Below are 19,479 nucleotides of genomic sequence, written 5' to 3'. Positions count from 1 at the left end.
GTCGTCCTCCCTCAAGCTGCATTGGACCAACACAACATGCCCTTCGCGACACAACCGAGACACGAGGAAGCCCGTGTGGTTACGGAAGAGCGCCCGGAGCTGCTGCTCTTTTGCGGGCTCTGTGGCCTTCTGGGCAACATCGCGCCGCTCGTGCTGATGGCCTTCGCGACGGAGGTGGCGCAGCACGATTTCGTCTCGGACACGGTCAGCGATCTCGCCCGCGGGCCGCACAAGTGGATCATGGATCTGGGCTTTTACCTCAACGCGGGCGGGTTGCTCGCGCTCGCCATAGCTGCGGCGCACATCCACCTCGGCCGCATGGCCTGGTCCCTCGGCATCATCTGCCTGTCGCTGCTAGCGCTCGTCGTCGTGCTGCTGGGCCTGTGGGACGAGTTTCACAACAGCGCGGTCGGTCCTGCGGACTGGACGATCCACACGCGCCTGACGCTCCTGCTCGGGCCGCTCTACCTTGCCGGTCCGCTCCTTATGGCGGGGGGGATCGAAGGCGTCCGCCGGTCCTACGCGGTGCTCTTCGTGGCGTCGGCAGTGCTCTGGATCGTCCTCGCGACGGTCTTCAAGCTGTCGCCGACGGCCTATGACGGGATCATCGAGAAGATCGCCATTGGCGCGACGCTGCTCTGGACCATTCCACTGTCGCTCTTCTTCCTCGGCCGCGGCTGGGAAAAGAGTCACCGCCTGCGCACCGCCGAAGGCTGACGCGGCATCCGCGGGTTTTTGTTTTAAACCAATGAGTTAGCAGGGCGTCCAAATTTGGACGCCCTTGCTCAACCGAAGTTGTGCTCCAGCCATTTCTCGAGCCAGTGGATGTTGTAGGCCCCGGTCTGGATATCCTCTTCCTGCAGGAGCGCGTTGAAGAGGGGGATCGTCGTGTCCACGCCGTCGACGATCAGCTCCCCGAGCGCGCGGGAGAGGCGGGCCAGCGCCTCGGGCCGGTCGCGGCCCTTCACGATGAGCTTCCCGATGAGGCTGTCGTAGTAGGGCGGGATCTTGTAGCCGTCGAAGAGCGCGCTATCGATCCGCACGCCCAGCCCGCCGGGCGCGTGATACTGGCTGATCCGGCCCGGGGAGGGCGAGAATCCCGGCACCTTCTCGGCGTTGATTCGCACCTCGATGGCGTGGCCCACGATCTGCAGGTCGTCCTGTGTGAAGGACATGGGGAGCCCTTCGGCGACGCGGATCTGCTCTCTCACGAGGTCGACGTCGAAGATCGCCTCGGTCACCGGATGCTCCACCTGCAGACGGGTGTTCATCTCGATGAAGTAGAACTCGCCCTTCTCGTAGAGGAACTCGATCGTGCCGGCGCCGGAATAGCCGAGGTCGCCGACCGCCTTGGCGCAGATCGCGCCGATCCGCGCCCGCTCTTCCGGGGTGATCGCGGGGCCGGGGGCCTCTTCCAGCACCTTCTGGTGACGGCGCTGAAGCGAGCAGTCCCGCTCGGCGAGGTGGACGGCGTTGCCCTTTCCGTCGCCGAAGACCTGGATCTCGATATGGCGAGGCGTGGTGAGATACTTCTCGATGTAGACCTCGTCGTTGCCGAAGGCGTTCTTCGCCTCCGACCGCGCGGTCTGGAAGGCGCGCTCCAGCTCACTCTCTGAGCGGGCGACCTTCATGCCGCGGCCGCCGCCGCCCGCGGTGGCCTTGATAATGACGGGGTAGCCCATGTCCTTGGCGATCTTGCGCGCCGATGCGAAGTCCGGAACGCCGCCCTCGGAGCCGGGGACGCAGGGCACGCCGAGCGCCTTCATCGTCTCCTTAGCGGTGATCTTGTCGCCCATGACCCGGATGTGCTCGGCGGAGGGCCCGATGAAGGTGAGACCGTGATCCTCGACCACCTGGACGAAGCTCGCGTTCTCGCTGAGGAAGCCGTAGCCGGGGTGGATCGCCTGGGCACCCGTGACCTCGCAGGCGGAGATCACCGAGGGGATCGAGAGATAGCTCTGGGGCGATGGGGCGGGGCCGATGCAGATCGCCTCGTCCGCCATGCGGACGTGCATGGCGTCGGCGTCGGCCGTGGAATGGACCGCGACCGAGGCGATGCCCATCTCGCGGCAGGCCCGGATGACCCGAAGCGCGATCTCGCCCCGGTTGGCGATGAGGATCTTGTCGAACATGGCTGGGCCCTTATTCGATGATCATCAGCGGTGCGCCGTACTCGACGGGAGTGCCGTCCTCGACCAGCAGGCGCTTCACCGTGCCAGACCGGGGGGCGGGAATCTGGTTCATGGTCTTCATCGCCTCGATGATGAGGACCGTGTCACCCTCCTGCACCGTGGCGCCGACGCTGACGAAGGGCGGCGCGCCGGGCTCGGCCTGAAGGTAGGCCGTTCCGACCATGGGGGAGGTCACGGCGCCGGGGTGGCTGGCGGGATCGTCGGCGGCCTCTGCGGGCGCAGCGCTCGCGGCGGCCGTGCCCTGGGCCGGGGCAGGGGCCGCGGCGGGTTGGGGCGCAGCGGGCGCGGGGGCGGGAGCGGCGACGGGCGCCTGGCGGCTGACGGTCACCTGGAGGCTGTCGTCTTCGCCGAACTCGCGCTTGACCGAGAGCTCCGTGAGATCGTTCTCGCGCAGCAATTCGGCAAGCGCGCGAATGAAGGTCACGTCACTTTCGTGGGTCGGGCTGTTGCTCATCTGCGTCCTCGGGCCTGTGTCGCGTCTGGCGGCGGCGCTGTTCTGCGTGGCCTTCGGCCCGGACAAGGAGTTGCGCCGGACCTCCTGTCCGGTCGCTTATACGCGAGGGCCCCGGGGGGGAAAAGCGGGCCCGGCGTCAAAATTCGACCTTCAGACCGGCTCTGGGCGGTCTATTTCCGGTTCGGACGCGCTCTGAGGGGCCTCGGGGGCGATCGCTTCAGTCGAAACGTCGGGCGGTTCGGGCGCGCGCGGCGCGGTCACGAGATCGGCCTCTGCCCGGTCGGCATCGGTTTCGCGTCATCGGCGCGGCGGCTCTCATCCTCCGCGCGGGCCTCTGTCGCTGCGGCGTCGCTGGCGGCCCGGGACACAGCCTGAGCCTGCTCAGCCGCGGCGCGGCGGGCGGCCTCGTCGGGCAGCATGGTCACTCCGTAGGGCTTAAGGGTGCGCTGCATCGGGTCGATAGCGGAGTGTCGGCGGGCGCCCTCCGTCCCGCGCGCCTCCTCGGGCGTCGTCACGACGAGCGACGCGCGGAGCGTCGCCGCGTGCTGGCCCTGGCCGGGCGGCAGGGGGAGGGGCAGGTCGGGTTGCGGATCGCGGACGAGTGCCGCGGTGTCGGCCGTAGGCCGCGCATCCGCCACGAAGGAGGGCGCAACCTGGGCCGGTCGAAGGCTGATCTCCATCTGGACCTCCTGATCGCTGGACAGGCTTCAGGGCCGTGGATAGCGCAGAATCTCTTGCCGAATCGTAAAGACCCCCGGCGCGCCGGGGGTCCTGGTTACCAGCCCGTCAGCTCTCGTCAGATGGCGAGGTACTGGGCGCGCAGGGCCTCGTCGTCGAGCACCTCCTGCGCCGAGCCGTCGTAGACGACCTTGCCGATGTCGAGGATGACCGCCCGGTCGGCGAGCTTCAGCGCGGCGACGGCGTTCTGTTCCACGATTACGGTGGTGATACCCTGGTCCCGGATGAGCTCCAGGGTCTTCGCGATCTCCTGCACGATGACCGGGGCGAGGCCCTCGTAGGGCTCGTCCAGCAGCAGCACCTTGATGTCGCGGCAGAGCGCGCGGGCGATCGAGAGCATCTGCTGCTCGCCGCCCGAGAGGGTCACGCCCTCCTGCTTGCGGCGCTCGGCAAGGCGCGGGAAGAGTTCGTAGACCCGCTCCAGCGACCAGCCCTTCGGCGGCGCGATCTGTGCGAGCTGGAGGTTTTCCTCGACCGTGAGCCCGGGGATGATCCGCCTGTCTTCGGGCACCAGCTGGATGCCGTTCGACGAGGCCTCATGCGCGCGCATCTCGTGCAGCGGCTTGTGGTCGAGCCAGATCTCGCCGTGGACGAGCTGCGGGTTGTCGAGCCGCGCGATGGTCCGGAGCGTCGAGGTCTTGCCCGCCCCGTTGCGGCCGAGCAGGGCGAGGATCTCCCCCTCGTGAATGTCGAAGCTCACACCCTGAACGATGTAGCTCTCGCCGTAGTAGGCCTGGATGTCCCAGACCGAGAGGAACTTCGGATCGGTCCCGGCCGAACTGCGGCGTTTGTCGAAGCCGCCCTCGCGGCGGATGGATTCCACATGTGCCATCTGGCGTCTCCTCAGACCTGGGCTTCGCCCAGGTAGGCTTCGCGGACCTTGGGATGGCCCTTGATGTTGTCGGGGGTGTCCTCGACCAGCGGTGTGCCCTGGGCGAGCACGGTGATGCGCTCCGCCAGGGAGAACACGACGTTCATGTCGTGCTCGATGATGCACATCGTGATGTTGCGCTTGTCGCGGATCGTGTTGAGCAGCTCGATGGTGTTGTTGGTGTCGGCCCGCGCCATGCCGGCGGTGGGCTCGTCCAGCAGCAGGAGCTTCGGCCGCTGGACCAGGCACATCGCCATCTCCAGCCGCCGCTTGTCCCCGCGCGAGAGCGAGCTGCCCAGCATGCCCTTCTTGTCCGCCATGTTGACGTCCTCGAGCATCGCTAGGGCCTCCTCGCGGATGCCGGCCTCCGATTCCACGCTTTCCACGGCATGCATCCGGAAGGCCCCGTCACGCTTGGCGAAGCAGGGGATCATGACGTTTTCCAGCACCGAGAGATCGGCGAAGATCTCGGGTGTCTGGAACACCCGCGATATCCCCATTTGGTTGATCTCGTAGGGCTTGCGGCCCAGCACCGACTGGCCGTCGAACATGACCGAGCCGCTGTCGGGGATGAGCTTGCCGACGAGGCAGTTCAGCAGCGTCGACTTGCCCGCGCCGTTCGGCCCGATGATCGCGTGGCAGGTGTTCTCCGCTACGCTGAGGTTCACGTCGCCGAGGGCCTGGAGGCCGCCGAAGCGCTTGTTGACGCCTTTGACTTCGAGAATGCCCATGTCTCTCCCCTCACTCGGCCGGTTGCTTGCGCGCGGCTTCGGCTTCGGCGCCGCCCGCCTTCTTGTTGCGCCGGCCGGTGACGAACCGGCCGATCCGCTGGCCGCCCTCGACGAGGCCGCCGGGCAGGAAGATGACGACCGCCATGAACATCAGGCCGAGCGTCAGGTGCCAGCCCTTGCCGACGAAGGGATGCACGATGGTGACGAGGAAGTCCTCGATCCCGTCGGGCATGACCGCGAACCAGCTGTGCAGGACGTTGTCGTTGATCTTCGAGAAGATGTTCTCGAAGTACTTGATGAAGCCCGCACCGAGGACCGGCCCTATGAGCGTGCCCGCGCCGCCGAGGATGGTCATCAGCACCACCTCGCCCGAGGCGGTCCACTGCATCCGCTCGGCGCCCGCGAGCGGGTCCATGGAGGCCATGAGCCCGCCGGCGAGGCCCGCGTACATCCCCGAGATCACGAAGGCCGCGAGGGTGTAGGGCCGCGAGTTGAGGCCGGTGTAGTTCATCCGCTGCTGGTTCGACTTCACCGCCCGCAGCATGATGCCGAAGGGCGAGCGGAAGATCCGGATGGCCAGGTAGAAGACCGCCAGCATGATGGCCGCGCAGAGGTAGTAGCCGACGTTGAAGTCGAAGGACCAGGCGCCGATCTCCAACTGGGTCGTCGCGCGCATCTCGAGCCCGAAGAGCTGGGTCACCGGCAGCGAGCCGCCGCTGGAGCCGCCATCCAGCACGCGGGGGTCGTCGAGCGCGAGCTGAAGGCCGGTCTCGCCGTTGGTGATCGGCGTGAGCACCGAGTAGGCGAGGTTGAACGACATCTGCGCGAAGGCCAGCGTCAGGATCGAGAAGTAGATCCCCGACCGCCGCAGCGAGATGTAGCCGATCACCAGCGCGAAGAGGCCGGAGATGATGACGGCGAGCACGATCGCGGGGATCACGTTCATGCTCAGCAGCTTGAACATCCAGACCGCCGAGTAGCTGCCCACCCCGAGGAAGGCCGCGTGGCCGAAGGAGAGGTAGCCGGTCAGGCCGAAGAGAATGTTGAAGCCGATCGCGAAGATCCCGAAGATCACGAACCGCTGCATCAGGTCCGGGTAGCCCGCGTTGAACTGCGCCATGGCGCTGTCTGAGGGGAAGGGGTTGAGGATGATCGGAGCCAGCAGCGTCATCGCGGCCACGATCATCATCAGGGTCAGGTCTTTCCTGTTCAGACCGAGCATGGGTCAGTCCTCCATCACGCCCTTGCGGCCGAGAAGGCCGCGGGGGCGGGTCAGCAGAATGGCGATGGCCACGAGGTAGATGATGATCTGGTCGATCCCCGGGAGGATGTCCTTGATCCAGTTCATCGAGGCGAAGCTCTGCAGGATCCCCAGCAGGAAGCCCGCGAGCACGGCGCCGGGCAGGGAGCCCATGCCGCCCACGACGACCACGACGAAGCTCAGGACCAGGAAGTCCATCCCCATGTGGTAGTTGGGCGAGTTGATGGGCGTGTACATGACGCCCGCGAGGCCCGCGACCGCGGCGGCGATGCCGAACATCACCGTGAAGCGCTTGTCGATGTTGATGCCCAGCAGGCCCACGGTCTCGCGGTCGGCCATGCCTGCGCGGACCACCATCCCGAAGGTGGTGAACTGCAGGAAGGCGAAGACCGCGGCGATGATGAAGGCCGAGAAGAAGAAATAGACCAGCCGCCAGTACGGGTAGATGATCGTGTTCGGATCGAAGCCCAGCCAGACGCCGAAGTCGAGCGAACCGCGGAAGGCCTCGGGGGCCGGGGTCGGGATCGGGTTCGCGCCGTAGATCTGCTTGATGATCTCCTGCAGCACGATCGCCAGGCCGAAGGTGACCAGGATCTGGTCGGCGTGGGGGCGCTTGTAGAAGTACTGGATCAGCCCGCGCTCCATGACGAAGCCGACGATCAGCATGACCGGGATCGCGAAGAGGATCGCGAGCGGGACCGACCAGTCGATGATCCCCTGTCCGATGGCCTCGCCGAACCAGCTCTGAACATAGGGGATGTCGGTGGTCATCGGGTTGCCGAGGAAGTCGGTCTCACCCTCGACTTCCACCTCGTAGGAGAGGCTCAGCAAACGCTGCACGGTCACCGCGCAGAAGGCGCCGATCATGAAGAGCGCGCCGTGGGCGAAGTTCACCACGCCCAGCGTGCCGAAGATAAGCGTGAGCCCGAGCGCGATCAGCGCGTAGGCCGAGCCCTTGTCGAGCCCGTTCAGAAACTGGAGGATGATCGCGTCCATGTCCCCACCTTCGTGTTTTAAAGGGAAAACCCCGCTTGCTCAGGCGGAGCTGTAGGGCGGGGAGATCCCCCGCCCTACCTGCCGGCTCACGCGCCGGGGTTGCACTCGCCCAGGGCGCCGCCGGCGAACATCGGGTGATCCGGCTCGTAGGTCACCTGCTCGGCCGGGGTCACCTCGACGATCTCCACGAGGTCGAACTCGTTCTCCGGGTTCTCCTTGCCGCGCACCACCACGACGTCCTTGAAGCACTGGTGGTCGGCCGCACGGTAGAGGGTCGGGCCGTTGCCCAGACCGTCGAACTCGTAGCCTTCCAGCGCCTCGGCGACGGAGCAGGGGTTGAAGCTGCCGCCGCGCGCCACGGCGTCGGCATAGAGCAGCGTCTGCGCGTAGCAGGTGTGGGCCGCCTGGCTGGGCGGGAAGCCGTACTTCTCGCCGAAGGACTGCACGAAGGCGTTGGTGCCCTTGTAGCGATCGCCCAGCTCGTTCTCGATCTTCCAGTCCCAGTTCTGCGAGCCGGGGATGCCGGCGATCGCCTGGCCGGCGCCGCGGGCCATGAGCTCGGAGTAGAGCGGCACGACGATCTCGAACTGCTTGCCGTTGGCCTGCGCTTCCTTGAGGCCGAACTGCACGGCGTTGGTGAGCGAGTTCACCATGTTGCCGCCATAGTGGTTCAGGACCAGCACGTCGGCGCCCGAGTTCAGGACCGGCGCGATGTAGGCCGAGAAGTCGGTCTCGGCGAGCGGCGTCAGCACGTTGTTGACGGTGGTCCAGCCGAGCGCCTCGGTCGCGGCCTGGATCGACTCCTGCTGCGTCCAGCCCCAGGTGTAGTCGGCGGTCAGGTGGTAGGCGTTCCGGTCCGAGCCGTAGAGCTGCTCGAGCACCGGCGCCATGGCCGCGGCGGACATGTAGGCGTTGAAGAAGTGGCGGAAGCCGTTGGCCTTCTTGTCCTTGCCGGTCGTGTCGTTGGAGTGCGTCAGGCCGGCCATGAAGATCACGCCCGCTTCCTGGCAGAGGCCCTGCACGGCGACCGCGACACCGGAGGAGGAGCCACCGGAGATCATGATCGCGCCGTCCTTCTCGATCATCGAGCGTGCGGAGGCGCGGGCCGCGTCGGACTTGGTCTGGGTGTCGCCGGTCACGAATTCGACCCGCTTGCCCATGATGCCGTTGCCCTCGAGGGCGTTGGACGAGAAGGTCTGCAGCATGCCGCCGTCGCCTTCGCCGTTCAGGTGCTCGACGGCCAGTTCGAAGGCGCGGAGCTCGTCGGCGCCCTCATCGGCGTAGGGGCCGGTCTGGGGGACGTTGAAGCCGAGCGTGACGGTGTCGCCGGTCGGGTTGTTGGTGAAGCTCTCCTGCGCCCTCAGGTAGGTCGGCAGCGCGAGGCCGGCGCCGGCCACGGCGCCCGTCTTCATCACGCCGCGACGGGTGAAGTTGGATTTGGTCATTTAGAACCCTCCCTATGGTGACAGGTGCGCAGGATCTCCTCCATCCGGCACACCCGGCGCTGTGGTCAGCGCGTCCACACTATCGGGCGTGTTCGGAAAATTAGGCAACAAGTCCCTGTGGCTGCGTAACTTTTTTGTAAAGACATACACACTGCGGCTGTGTAAGCTGTAAATTGGTTTTCTCGCGGGTGCAGAAAGCGTCTGTATCGAAAGGGTTTTGCCGATGCCCCAGGGGCAATTCACGGGCAGCCGGATCCGCGAGCGGCGGATCGACCAGGGCCTGCGTCAGGCGGAGCTCGCCAAGCAGGCCGGGATTTCGCCGTCCTACCTCAACCTGATCGAGCACAATCGCCGCAGAATCGCGGGCAAGCTGCTCAACGAGATCGCCCGCGCGCTGGGTCTGGACCCGCAGGTGCTCTCCGACGGGGCCGAAAGCGGCACGCTCGACGCCCTGCGCCGCGCCGCCGCGCGGGCGGGCGAGGGACCGGGGGAGGCGGAGCTCGACCGGATCGAGGAGTTCGCCGGCCGGTTTCCCGGCTGGGCCGGGCTGCTGGCCGCGCAGGACCGGAGCCTCGATACGCTGGAGGCGCGCGTCAGGGGCATGTCGGACCGGCTGGCCCACGACCCGCAGCTCGCGAGCTCGCTGCACGAGGTGATCTCGGCGGTGACCTCGATCCGCTCGACTTCCGGGATCCTGACCGGGGGCGAGGAGATCGACGCGGACTGGCAGGCCCGATTTCACCGCAACATCTACGACGACGCCCAGAGGCTCGCCGACAGCTCGCAGGCGCTGGTGCGCTACCTCGACGAAACGGGCGCGGAGCGGGGTGCGCCGCTCTCCGCGATCGAGGAGGCCGATGCGCTGATCGAGGCCCGGGGCGGGCACCTGCCGGAGATCGAGCGGGAGGGCGCAGAGGCGATCGAGGCCGTTCTCGCCGACGCCACCGAGCTCGTCTCGGGAGCGGGCCGGGCCGTGGCGCGGCAACGGCTCGAGCGCTACGCGGCGGATGCCGGGGTCCTGCCGCTGGCAGCGTTCTCCGAGGCGGCGCGGGACGAGGGCCACGATCCGCTGGCGCTCTCCCGCAGGTTCGGGGTGCCCCTGCCTCGGGTCATGCGGAGGCTCGCGTCCTTGCCGCCGGAGCGGGGGCACCCGGTCACCGGGCTCGCGATCTGCGACGGCGCGGGGGTGCTGACCGCGCTCACTCCGCTGTCGGAAGCGAGCCTGCCGCGGGCGGGCGGAGCCTGTCCGCTCTGGCCGCTCTTCGAGGCGCTCTCGCGGCCGGGCCAGCCGCTCAGGTCGCTTGTCAGGCTGCCGTCGGGCACCTCGCCCGCGCTCCTGGCCTATGCCGTCTGCGAGCCGCTTGGCGGGGTGGGCTATGGCGCTCCGGTGACCCACGAGGCGACGATGATCTACACGGCCGCTCCGCCGGATATGGCGGGGGAGGAGGCCCGGGCGGTCGGCCTCTCCTGCCGGATCTGTCCGAGGGACGACTGCGCGGCGCGGCGGGAGCCGTCGATCCTTGCCGGGGCGGATCTTGCCGCGCGGTGAGGCTGTCCAAATTTGGACAGTGCCTTAAGATACTGATAATAGTAGAAAAGCCGGAATGTCGGCGGCGCCGTTAACCTTTGTCGTCCCGCCGTGCCGTCCTGGACGCAACCAGCGTCAGGCCGAGACAGCCCAGGCCGCCGAGGCAGGCGACCGCACCCATCGGCAGCGGCGTGCCGTCGGCCAGCGCGCCGACCAGCGCGGCGCCGATCATGCCGCTTCCGTACTGGATCGCCCCCACCACGGCCGAGGCGCTGCCCGCCCCGCGGGTAACCTTCGCCAGGGCCCCGGCGATGGCGTTCGCGGTGATCAGGCCATTCAGGGCGTTGTACAGGAAACTGGCGAGGATCAGCCCCGCCACGCCGAAGAGATCGGTCCCGGCGACCACCACGAAGAAGAGACCGGCCAGCGCCGCCCCGGCCGCGCCGCCGCGCAGCATCCGGTCGGAGCCGACCCGCGTCACCAGCCGCGCGTTGACCATGTTCGCGATCATCAGGCCGAAGACGCCGGACGCGAAGACCAGCGCGTAGGCCGACGGCGAGAGCCCGTGGTAGGTCACGAAGGCGAAGGGCCCGCCTGCAACCACGGCGAAGACACCGACATAGAAGAAGCCGATCGCGCCCGCATGGGCCATGAGGGCGCGGTTGCCGAGCAACTCGGCGTAGGTTCGGAAACTCCGTCCGATGGCATCCTCGGATCGGTCCTCCGGCGGCAGGCTCTCGGACAGTCCGGCAACCGCGGCAAGCGTCCCGAGACCGATGGCGACGAGCGTCCAGAAGATCGCCTGCCAGCTGGCGAGCGCCAGGATCTGCGCGCCCACCAGCGGCCCGAGGAGCGGCGCGACGGCCATGACGGTCATCAGCGTCGAGAGGACCCGCGCCGCACGGTCGCGGTCGTAGAGGTCACGCACCATGGCGCGGGCGAGGGCCACGCCGGCGCTCGCCCCCAGCGCCTGCACCACGCGCCAGGAGATGACGTGCCAGGGTTCGGTGGCCAGCGCGCAGCCCGCCGAGCCGAGGGCGAAGACCGCGAGCCCGGCCATGATCGGCCCGCGCCTCCCGAACCGGTCGCTCACCGGTCCCCAGAGAAGCTGGCCCGCGCCGAAGCCCAGCAGGTAGGTGGAGACGACGAGCTCCAGCTCGCCCTCTGCCGCGCCGAGCGCCTCGGCCATGGCGGGAAGAGCGGGCAGGAAGAGGTCCGTCGAGATCGAGGCGAAGGCCAGCAGGACGCCCAGCGTCAGCAGCAGGCGAAGTTCGCCTGTCCCTTGGTCTCGGACCGCGTCGCTCATCGGGCGGTGTTGGCCCGCGCCGGAGTCGTTCTCATGCCGCGTCTCCTCTCCTGCCACCGGACCTACCAGCCGGGAAAGGCGCAAGCGAGACGTCGGCCCCGCAAACGGTGATGAGCCGGGCTCATGAGTTGCGGGCCCGTTTCTGTGCGCGGACCCGGTGCGGGCTAGGTGTTCGGGTAGCGCGCCGGTTCCGGTGCCGCCCCAGAGACCAGGGAGCCGACACATGTCCCAGGACGATCCGACCCACCGCCCCGGCCAACCGGACCCGCAGGTCCCGCGATACGACGCTCCGGCAGGCGGCTGGGGGTCGCTAAAGGGCATCGCCTCGGTCGCCCGCCACACGCAGGTCTCGAGCGACGCCCTCAAGGCGCTCTGGCGGCAGAACAAGCCCGGGGGCGTGATGTGTACCGGCTGCGCCTGGGCGAAGCCCGCCAACCACGAGACCGTCGAATTCTGCGAGAACGGCGCCAAGGCGACGATCTGGGAACTGACCCGGGCGCGTTGCACCCCGGAGGTCCTCGCAGCGCACAGCCTGGAGGAGCTCCGCAGCTGGCCCGACCACGACCTCGAGCAGCTCGGGCGGCTGACCCATCCCATGCGGTACGATCCCGAAAGCGATACCTACGTCGCCGTGTCCTGGGAGGAGGCCTTCGCCGGGATCGGGGCCGAGCTTAAGTCGATAGACCCGGCGGACTCCGTCTTCTACTCCTCCGGCCATGCGGGCCTCGAGGCGGCCTTTCTCTACCAGCTCTTTGCCCGGGCCTACGGGCACAACAACCTGCCGCAGTCCTCCAACATGTGCCACGAGACGACGAGCGTCGGCCTCAAGCAGCTCATCGGATCGCCGGTGGGCACCTGCGTCCTGCCGGACTTCGAGGACTGCGACGCCATCCTGTTCTTCGGGCAGAACACCGGGACGAACAGCCCGCGGTTCATGCGGACGCTGAAGAACGCGGTGGACCGGGGCTGCCGGATCGTGACCTTCAACCCGGTGCGCGAGCGGGGGCTGGTCGAGTTCGTTGACCCGCAGCACCTCTCCGCCATGGCGACGGGGTCGGGGACCCGGATCTCGGAGCACTACTTCCAGGTCCGTCCCGGCGGCGACGTGGCGGTCCTGGCCGGGATGATCAAGCTGGTCCTGGAGGCCGAGGCCGAGGCGCCCGGAACCGTACTGGACCAGGACTTCATCGACGCGGAGACGGCGGGGTTCGAGGAGATGGCGGCGACCGTCTCGGCCATGAGCTGGGAGGACATCGAGGAGGCCTCGGGCCTCGACCGCGAGATGATCACCACGGCGGCGGAGGTCTACCTCGGCGCGAAGAAGGTCATCGCGATCTACGGCATGGGGCTGACGCAGCACGTGGGCGGCTTCGACAACCTCGGGATGCTGGTGAACCTGCTGCTCCTGCGGGGCAACATCGGCCGGTCGGGGGCGGGGATCAGCCCGGTGCGGGGACACTCCAACGTGCAGGGGCAGCGGACGGTGGGCGTCGCGGAGAAGCCCGGGCTCGTGCCGCTGGACAAGCTGGAGGAGCTCTTCGGCATCACCTGCCCGCGCGAGGAGGGGATGAACGCGGTCCATGCCTCGCAGGCGATCCTGGAGGGGCGGGCGAAGGCGATGATCCTCCTGGGCGGCAACCTCGTGCGGGCGCTGCCGGACAGCGCGCGGATGGAGGGGGCCTGGGGGGCGCTGGACCTCACGGTCTACATCGCGACCAAGCTGAACCGGTCGCACCTCACGCCGGGCAGGGCCTCCTACATCCTGCCCTGCCTGGGGCGGCTGGACGAGGACATGCAGGCGACGGGGCGGCAGGCGGTGACCATCGAGGACTCGCTCAGTCACATCCACGGGTCGGTCGGCGCGGCGACACCGGCCTCGGAGCACCTGCTGTCGGAGGTGGCGATCGTGGGCGGGCTGGCGAAGGCGGTGCTGGAGCCGAACCCGAAGCTCGCCTGGGACGACTGGACGGGGGACTACGGGCTGGTGCGGGACCTGATCGAGGCGGTCTACCCGGGGGACTTCCGGGACTTCAACGCGCGGATGTTCGAGCCGGGGGGCTTCTACCGGGGCAACCCGGCGCGGGAGCGGGACTGGCAGACCGAGGGCGGGCGGGCCTGGTTCACGGCGCCCTCGGGGATCAGCGCGCTGGGGGCGCGGCCGGGGGAGGGGCAGATGACGCTGGTCACGCTGCGGTCGAACGACCAGTTCAACACGACGATCTACGGCTACGAGGACCGGCTGCGGGGACTGTCGGGGGCGCGGGACGTGGTGCTGATCAACCCCGACGAGATGGCGCGGCGGGGGCTCTCGGAGGGGCAGCGGGTGGACCTGGCCTGCGCGGTCGAGGACGGGGTGGAGCGGGTCGTGCGGGGGCTGGCGGTGACGCCCTTCGACCTGCCGGCGGGCTGCGTGGCCGGGTACTACCCGGAGCTGAACCCGCTGGTGCCGGTGGACTACTGCGAGACCCGGTCGGGGACGCCGGCCTACAAGGGCACGCCGGTCGTCCTGCGGAGGTGAGAGCGGGCGGCCGGAGCCTCCGCCCCCGGACCCGGCCCCGCCGGGAGTGACCCGCCCGGAGAGAGCCCTCCCTCCTCGCCGGGGTGGGGTCCCGAGGCTGTCCAAGGTTGGACAGGGTGGTAAGTCGTTGGGATAGATGGGGAATCGTGGTTAACAAGGTTTTTGTTAACCATTTAACGAGGATCATCTGAGACGAGTTCTGAACTTCTCAATAGCTATGGACGAGAGGGGGTCACACACCAGGCCATGGCATTTCGAGGCCTCTCTACTGTCGAGTCAGGCGACGGCAATAGTGAGATCGTTTTCCTCACGTGGGGCGATCATCTCTCTTGGATTGAGGCTTCTCTCAGATCTATACAGGTGATGGCGGAGCTCGGCATTGAGGTCAGCTGCAGAACCTTAGGAAAGCTTGTCTGCCTGCATGGTCTTCTGTAGCCTGCGCAAATTGCACTTTGGTATGTGCATCAGTTTGGGGTACGGTGAAGGGAACCGGAAGAGTGAGTGAATATTTTGAGATTGCATATGCGGCGGCTTCGAAACGACTCTGCCTCTTTACGGGTACCGGTTTTTCAAAGGCGCTAACGAAAGGCGAAGTCCCCGGCTGGCAAGAACTCCTCGAATCAGTATGTGACAACCACGTTCAAAATCCAGATCTGAAAGATTCATTGTTTCCTGAAGATAGTCCGAATCCACTTCAGCTTGAAGAAGCTGCTCAGATAATTGGAGTGGATCTTCTGGGTCAGTCTAAGGATATTCACGAGATCGTCTCGGAGGAAATTGGGGAAATCGAACCAACCGAAATACCAGATAGTGTGTCTGAGTTTTTCTCGGAAAGAAGTTTTCGTATTGTAACCACGAACTACGATAAGCTGTCCGAGCAACTTGTAGGTTCTGATTGCCAATCGCTCGGGCCCGGTATGCCTGTACCGAAGTCCAACAGCCGAGTGAAGGTTTTTCATGTTCACGGATCTATTGACCATCCGCCTCGCATGGTTATTACGGCAGATGACTATTTCAACTTCATGACATCAGAGACGTATTTCTCGAGGAAGTTGAGCACGGTGCTTCACGAGAACACTGTCGTTGTACTAGGTTATTCTTTGGGCGATACAAACTTGAAGACTATTCTTAGCGACCATAGCGGCTTCATGCGAGAGCATTTCGTTGGTAGCAGTATCTTCTTTGTCTCACGTAGCCAAATTGATCAGCCTCTCCGAGATTACTATTCAGCTTGCTACGGTATCAGGGTCATTGACAATACTGAGGTCGAGGAATTCTTTGGGGAGCTTAATCGACAACTTCCGAGGGCGGAAATGGTCCTAGATAGATCGATCAGGAGTCTAAATAAAGTATTGCACGACGATAAGATGTTTAAAAATAGCTTCCTTAAGATGGAAGACTCTTTCTCGGAAATTGTATCTGCTCTAGGCGCTCAGGGGATTAGCCTGGAGAGCAGAGACGTCGTGAGAATGTTTGGGGACATTTTGGAAAGAAAGAAGGGGCTATGTGGTGAGTCGGGTGCTTGGGAGCAATACGAGCATCTTGCAGCATGGCTGGTAAATGTTGGCGCATTGATTGAAATTCGAGAGCGCTCTCTTGAGGCGCCTTATCTTCAAGTTGTCAAATTCTCTATGGAGCATATGAGCAAGCAAAAGCAGTTAGGTTACTCATGGCATGCGTACAAGCGTTGGGAAGCTGGTTGGAAGAATGTGCGCGCATCGAATCGTAGCATGATACGAGATTTCATTCTTGAAAAATCAGACGATCCTGATGCGAAGAGGATCGTGTCTCTTGGCTGAAAACGGGCCGTATTTGGATGGTGACTTGGATCGATATCGGCCTCCTCAGAGCTGGAACATGGGTGTGTAGCATAGACAGCCTCGAAGCTTGCATAATCTCTAATCTGGAGGCTGCTCGGTCGGTTGCCGGTCATACTCGGGCTTGCCTCTGGATCACTGACACCCAACCACTTTGACATCCCCCCTCACTTGGCCCGATAACATCCTCATCCGGCGGGGCACGCTCCCACCGGCCAGACCCAGGGGGAGGTTGGGGATGGGCAAGCGCGTGCTCGTCATCGAGGACGAGCCGAACATCATCGAGGCCATCAGCTTCATCCTGAGCCGCGACGGCTGGACCGTGCACACGCACGCCGACGGCGCCACGGCCATGGACAAGCTCAAGGCCCATCCGCCCGACGTGGTGATCCTCGACGTCATGCTGCCGGGGCGCTCGGGCTTCGACATCCTGCAGGAGCTGCGCCAGACGGAGGGGCTCTCGGGGCTGCCCGTCCTGATGCTCACCGCGCGGGGGCAGACCAAGGACCGCGAGCTCGCCGAGCGGCTGGGGGTCACGCATTTCATGACCAAGCCCTTCTCGAACGCCGAGGTGCTGACCCAGGTCCGGGAGCTCAGCGAGGCATGAGAGGGCCCACGGGGCAGAGCATCTTCCTCGCCTCGGCCTCGTTCCGCCGCCGGCGCCTGCGGGACGCCGCGCGGATGCTGCCGCTCTTCGGCGCGGTGCTGATCCTGCTGCCGCTGCTGAACTCCGGCTCGGAGGGCGCCTCGACCGCGGGCGTGCTGGTCTACCTCTTCGGCCTCTGGGCGGTGCTGATCGCCGTGGCCGCCGTGCTCTCGCGGCTGGTCCGGCCGCAGGCGGACGAGACCGGAGAGGCGGAGCGCCCGGAGGAGGGGCGGTGATCTCCTTCAACCTGCTGGTCGCCGTGGCCCTGGGCTACGTCGCCTTCCTCTTCGCCGTGGCCTTCCTCGCGGAGCGGCGGGCGGCCTCGGGCCACGACAGCTGGCTGCGCTCCTCGGCGATCTACACGCTGTCGCTGTCGATCTACTGCACCGCCTGGACCTTCTACGGCGCGGTGGGCTACGCCGCGCGCTCGGGCCTGGAGTACCTGACGATCTACCTCGGCCCCACTATCGTCATGGTCGGCTGGTGGTGGATCCTGCGCAAGCTGGTGCGGATCGGCCGGAGCCAGCGGATCACCTCGATCGCCGACCTCATCTCCTCGCGCTACGGCAAGTCCACGCAGCTCGGCGTGATCGTCACGCTGATCGCGGTGATCGGGACCACGCCCTACATCGCGCTGCAGCTGCAGTCGGTGACGCTGTCCTTCTCGGTCTTCGCCGAGGCGGCGGGCCGGCAGTGGGGCGAGGCCGAGCTCTGGGGCGCGGGGCTCTGGGTGGCGGCGGGGCTCGCCGTCTTCACCATCCTCTTCGGGACGCGGAACCTCGACGCGAACGAGCGGCACCACGGCATCGTCATGGCGATCGCCGTGGAGGCGGTGGTCAAGCTCGGGGCGCTGCTGGCGGTGGGCGTCTTCGTCGTGTGGCAGCTGGCGGGGGGCATCGGGCCGATGCTGGCGCAGATCGACGCCTCGCCGATCTCGGAGTGGGACCAGCCCGGCGGCCGCTGGGCGGGGCTCACGTTCCTCTCCGCCGCGGCGCTGCTCTGCCTGCCGCGGATGTTCCAGGTGCTGGTGGTGGAGAACTCGGACGAGCGGCACCTCGGGACCGCGAGCTGGGCCTTCCCGCTCTACCTCATGCTCATGAGCCTCTTCGTCGTGCCGATCGCGGTGGTGGGGCTCGACCTGCTGCCCGAGGGGGCGAACCCCGACCTCTTCGTGCTGACGCTGCCGCTGAGCCAGGGGCGGGAGTCGCTGGCGATGCTGTCGTTCCTGGGCGGGCTCTCCTCGGCGACCTCCATGGTCATCGTGGCGACCATCGCGCTGGCGACCATGGTGTCGAACCACATCGTGGTGCCGGCCTGGCTCTCGACCCGGTCGGAGGGGGCGATGGTCTCGGGCGACGTGCGCTCGGTGGTGCTGACCTCGCGCCGGGCCTCGATCGTGGGCGTGCTGGCGCTGGGGTATCTGTACTTCCGGCTGTCGGGGGGCGGGGCGCTGGCGGCCATCGGGCTCATCTCCTTCTGCGGGGTGGTGCAGATCCTGCCCGCGATGCTGGGCGGCATCTTCTGGCGGGGCGCGACGCGGCGCGGGGCGGCGACGGGGCTGATCGCGGGGTTCGGGCTCTGGGCCTGGACGCTCTTCCTGCCCAGCTTCGGCGAGAGCGGGGTGATCTCCGCGCGGGTCCTGGCGGAGGGGCCCTGGGGGATGGAATGGCTGCGACCCTATGCGCTCTTCGGGATCGAGGGGCTCGACCCGGTGGTGCATACGCTTCTGTGGTCGATGCTGCTCAATACCTTCGTCTTCTTCATGGTCTCCGTGGTGAGCTTCCCGACGCCGCTGGAGCGGCTGCAGGGCGCGCAGATCGTCAACGTCTTCGAGCATTCCGCCGGCCCCCGGACATGGTCGCGGCAGGCGGCGGGTGCGGAGGACCTGCTGATCATGGCGCAGCGGATCCTCGGGCCGGTCGAGGCGCAGACGATCTTCTCTTCCGAGGCCCGGCGGCAGGGCAAGACCGGCTACCTGCCGGACGTGACGCCGGATTTCGTGGACTTCATCGAGCGCGAGCTGGCGGGCTCGGTCGGCGCGGCGACGGCCCATGCGATGATCGGGCAGATCACGGAGGGCGTGACGGTCTCGGTGGAGGACCTGATCGCCGTGGCCGACGAGACCGCGCAGATCATGGAGTATTCCCACAAGCTGGAGCTCAAGAGCCGGGAGCAGGAGCGCACGGCCCGCGCCCTGCGCGAGGCCAATGCCAAGCTCACCCAGCTCTCGATCCAGAAGGACGCCTTTCTCAGCCAAATCAGTCACGAGTTGCGCACGCCCATGACCTCGATCCGCGCCTTCTCGGAGATCCTGCGCGACGGGGAGATGGACGCGGCGGGCCAGGAGAAATTCGCCGGGATCATCCACGACGAGGCGGTGCGGCTGACCCGGCTCCTCGATGACTTGCTGGACCTCTCGGTGCTGGAGAACGGCAACGTGACGCTCAACCGGCAGGAGGGGATGCTCTCGGACCTGCTGGACCGCGCGATTTCGGCGGCGGGTGTCGGCGAAACCATGCGGATCCGGCGGGACCGGGCGAGCGAGGCCGTGCTGCTGGAGACCGATCTCGACCGGTTGGCCCAGGTCTTCATCAACCTGATCACCAACGCGCGGAAGTATTGCGGCGCGGAGGACCCTGAGCTGCGGATCGAGGTGCGGCGGATCGGCGGCCGCGACGTGGTCGACGTGATCGACAACGGCGAGGGCATCGCGCTGGAAAGCCGCGAGGTGATCTTCGAGAAGTTCTCGCGCCTCGGCGACGACGGCAAGGCGGGCGGCGCGGGGCTGGGTCTCGCCATCTGCCGCGAGATCATGGAGCGGCTCGGCGGAGCGATCAGCTACCAGCCGGGGCAGGGCGGCGCGGCCTTCCGGGTGACCCTCCCCGAGGCGCGGGCGCTGGCGGCGGAGTGAGCGGGCTAAACCTTCTGGTAAGTCCGGGCGCCTAGTCTCCGGTCAACCGGTGGGACCGACGGCTG

16 protein-coding genes are annotated in these 19,479 nt (G+C 66.7%); 7 read left to right on the top strand and 9 right to left on the bottom strand.

The annotated features are described in order from the left end of the window. Window positions 1–75: 75 nt before the first annotated feature. Window positions 76–717: a DUF998 domain-containing protein gene (locus F3S47_RS17185; RefSeq protein WP_191090228.1), complete on the top strand. Its 642-nt coding sequence runs from the start codon at window positions 76–78 to the stop codon at window positions 715–717. Window positions 718–785: 68 nt separating this feature from the next. Here the strand turns inward: F3S47_RS17185 and accC are convergent, their stop codons facing one another. From accC to F3S47_RS17145, 8 genes are all read right to left on the bottom strand, one after another. Next, on the bottom strand, window positions 786–2,132 hold the full coding sequence (accC, locus tag F3S47_RS17180) for an acetyl-CoA carboxylase biotin carboxylase subunit (RefSeq protein WP_150446544.1): 1,347 nt from the start codon (window positions 2,130–2,132) through the stop codon (window positions 786–788). Between the two features lie 10 nt (window positions 2,133–2,142). After that, window positions 2,143–2,646: an acetyl-CoA carboxylase biotin carboxyl carrier protein gene (gene accB, locus F3S47_RS17175; RefSeq protein ID WP_150446543.1), complete on the bottom strand. Its 504-nt coding sequence runs from the start codon at window positions 2,644–2,646 to the stop codon at window positions 2,143–2,145. A gap of 257 nt (window positions 2,647–2,903) precedes the next feature. Continuing rightward, entirely contained in the window at window positions 2,904–3,326 is a 423-nt protein-coding gene (locus tag F3S47_RS17170; RefSeq protein ID WP_150446542.1) for a hypothetical protein, read from the bottom strand. Between the two features lie 116 nt (window positions 3,327–3,442). Next, the gene (locus tag F3S47_RS17165) at window positions 3,443–4,216 is read right to left on the bottom strand and encodes an ABC transporter ATP-binding protein (protein ID WP_150446541.1); all 774 of its coding nucleotides are present in this window, start codon (window positions 4,214–4,216) and stop codon (window positions 3,443–3,445) included. Window positions 4,217–4,227: 11 nt separating this feature from the next. Next, complete coding sequence (locus F3S47_RS17160) at window positions 4,228–4,986, bottom strand: ABC transporter ATP-binding protein (protein WP_150446540.1); 759 nt, start codon at window positions 4,984–4,986, stop codon at window positions 4,228–4,230. Window positions 4,987–4,996: 10 nt separating this feature from the next. Then, window positions 4,997–6,208 (bottom strand): branched-chain amino acid ABC transporter permease, encoded by a 1,212-nt coding sequence (locus F3S47_RS17155; RefSeq protein ID WP_150446539.1) that lies wholly within the window; start codon window positions 6,206–6,208, stop codon window positions 4,997–4,999. 3 nt (window positions 6,209–6,211) lie between these two features. Then, window positions 6,212–7,243 carry a branched-chain amino acid ABC transporter permease gene (locus F3S47_RS17150; protein WP_150446538.1) on the bottom strand — a complete coding sequence of 344 codons (1,032 nt, stop codon included), beginning with the start codon at window positions 7,241–7,243 and terminating at the stop codon, window positions 6,212–6,214. Between the two features lie 86 nt (window positions 7,244–7,329). Next, the gene (locus F3S47_RS17145) at window positions 7,330–8,688 is read right to left on the bottom strand and encodes a substrate-binding protein (protein ID WP_150446537.1); all 1,359 of its coding nucleotides are present in this window, start codon (window positions 8,686–8,688) and stop codon (window positions 7,330–7,332) included. Between the two features lie 223 nt (window positions 8,689–8,911). Here F3S47_RS17145 and F3S47_RS17140 point away from each other — a divergent pair, with 223 nt between their 5' ends. After that, the gene (locus F3S47_RS17140; protein ID WP_150446536.1) at window positions 8,912–10,237 is read left to right on the top strand and encodes a short-chain fatty acyl-CoA regulator family protein; all 1,326 of its coding nucleotides are present in this window, start codon (window positions 8,912–8,914) and stop codon (window positions 10,235–10,237) included. Between the two features lie 70 nt (window positions 10,238–10,307). Here F3S47_RS17140 and F3S47_RS17135 read toward each other — a convergent pair whose 3' ends face one another. Then, window positions 10,308–11,522 (bottom strand): multidrug effflux MFS transporter, encoded by a 1,215-nt coding sequence (locus F3S47_RS17135; RefSeq protein WP_150446535.1) that lies wholly within the window; start codon window positions 11,520–11,522, stop codon window positions 10,308–10,310. 223 nt (window positions 11,523–11,745) lie between these two features. Here F3S47_RS17135 and F3S47_RS17130 point away from each other — a divergent pair, with 223 nt between their 5' ends. From F3S47_RS17130 to F3S47_RS17110, 5 genes are all read left to right on the top strand, one after another. Beyond that, on the top strand, window positions 11,746–14,040 hold the full coding sequence (locus F3S47_RS17130) for an FdhF/YdeP family oxidoreductase (protein ID WP_150446534.1): 2,295 nt from the start codon (window positions 11,746–11,748) through the stop codon (window positions 14,038–14,040). A gap of 497 nt (window positions 14,041–14,537) precedes the next feature. Further along, window positions 14,538–15,839, top strand: a complete 1,302-nt coding sequence (locus F3S47_RS17125; protein WP_150446533.1) for an SIR2 family NAD-dependent protein deacylase — start codon at window positions 14,538–14,540, stop codon at window positions 15,837–15,839. A gap of 256 nt (window positions 15,840–16,095) precedes the next feature. Continuing rightward, window positions 16,096–16,464, top strand: a complete 369-nt coding sequence (locus tag F3S47_RS17120; RefSeq protein WP_150446532.1) for a response regulator transcription factor — start codon at window positions 16,096–16,098, stop codon at window positions 16,462–16,464. Further along, window positions 16,461–16,739, top strand: a complete 279-nt coding sequence (locus F3S47_RS17115; protein WP_150446531.1) for a hypothetical protein — start codon at window positions 16,461–16,463, stop codon at window positions 16,737–16,739. The genes F3S47_RS17120 and F3S47_RS17115 overlap by 4 nt, the downstream gene beginning before the upstream one ends. Further along, entirely contained in the window at window positions 16,736–19,414 is a 2,679-nt protein-coding gene (locus F3S47_RS17110) for an ATP-binding protein (RefSeq protein ID WP_150446530.1), read from the top strand. The genes F3S47_RS17115 and F3S47_RS17110 overlap by 4 nt, the downstream gene beginning before the upstream one ends. The last annotated feature ends 65 nt before the right edge of the window (window positions 19,415–19,479 follow it).

This window comes from Histidinibacterium aquaticum (assembly GCF_008710275.1).
GTDB lineage: Bacteria > Pseudomonadota > Alphaproteobacteria > Rhodobacterales > Rhodobacteraceae > Oceanicola > Oceanicola aquaticus.
Note: the sequence above shows the minus strand (reverse complement) of the source record. Positions and strands in the feature narration are given on the sequence as shown.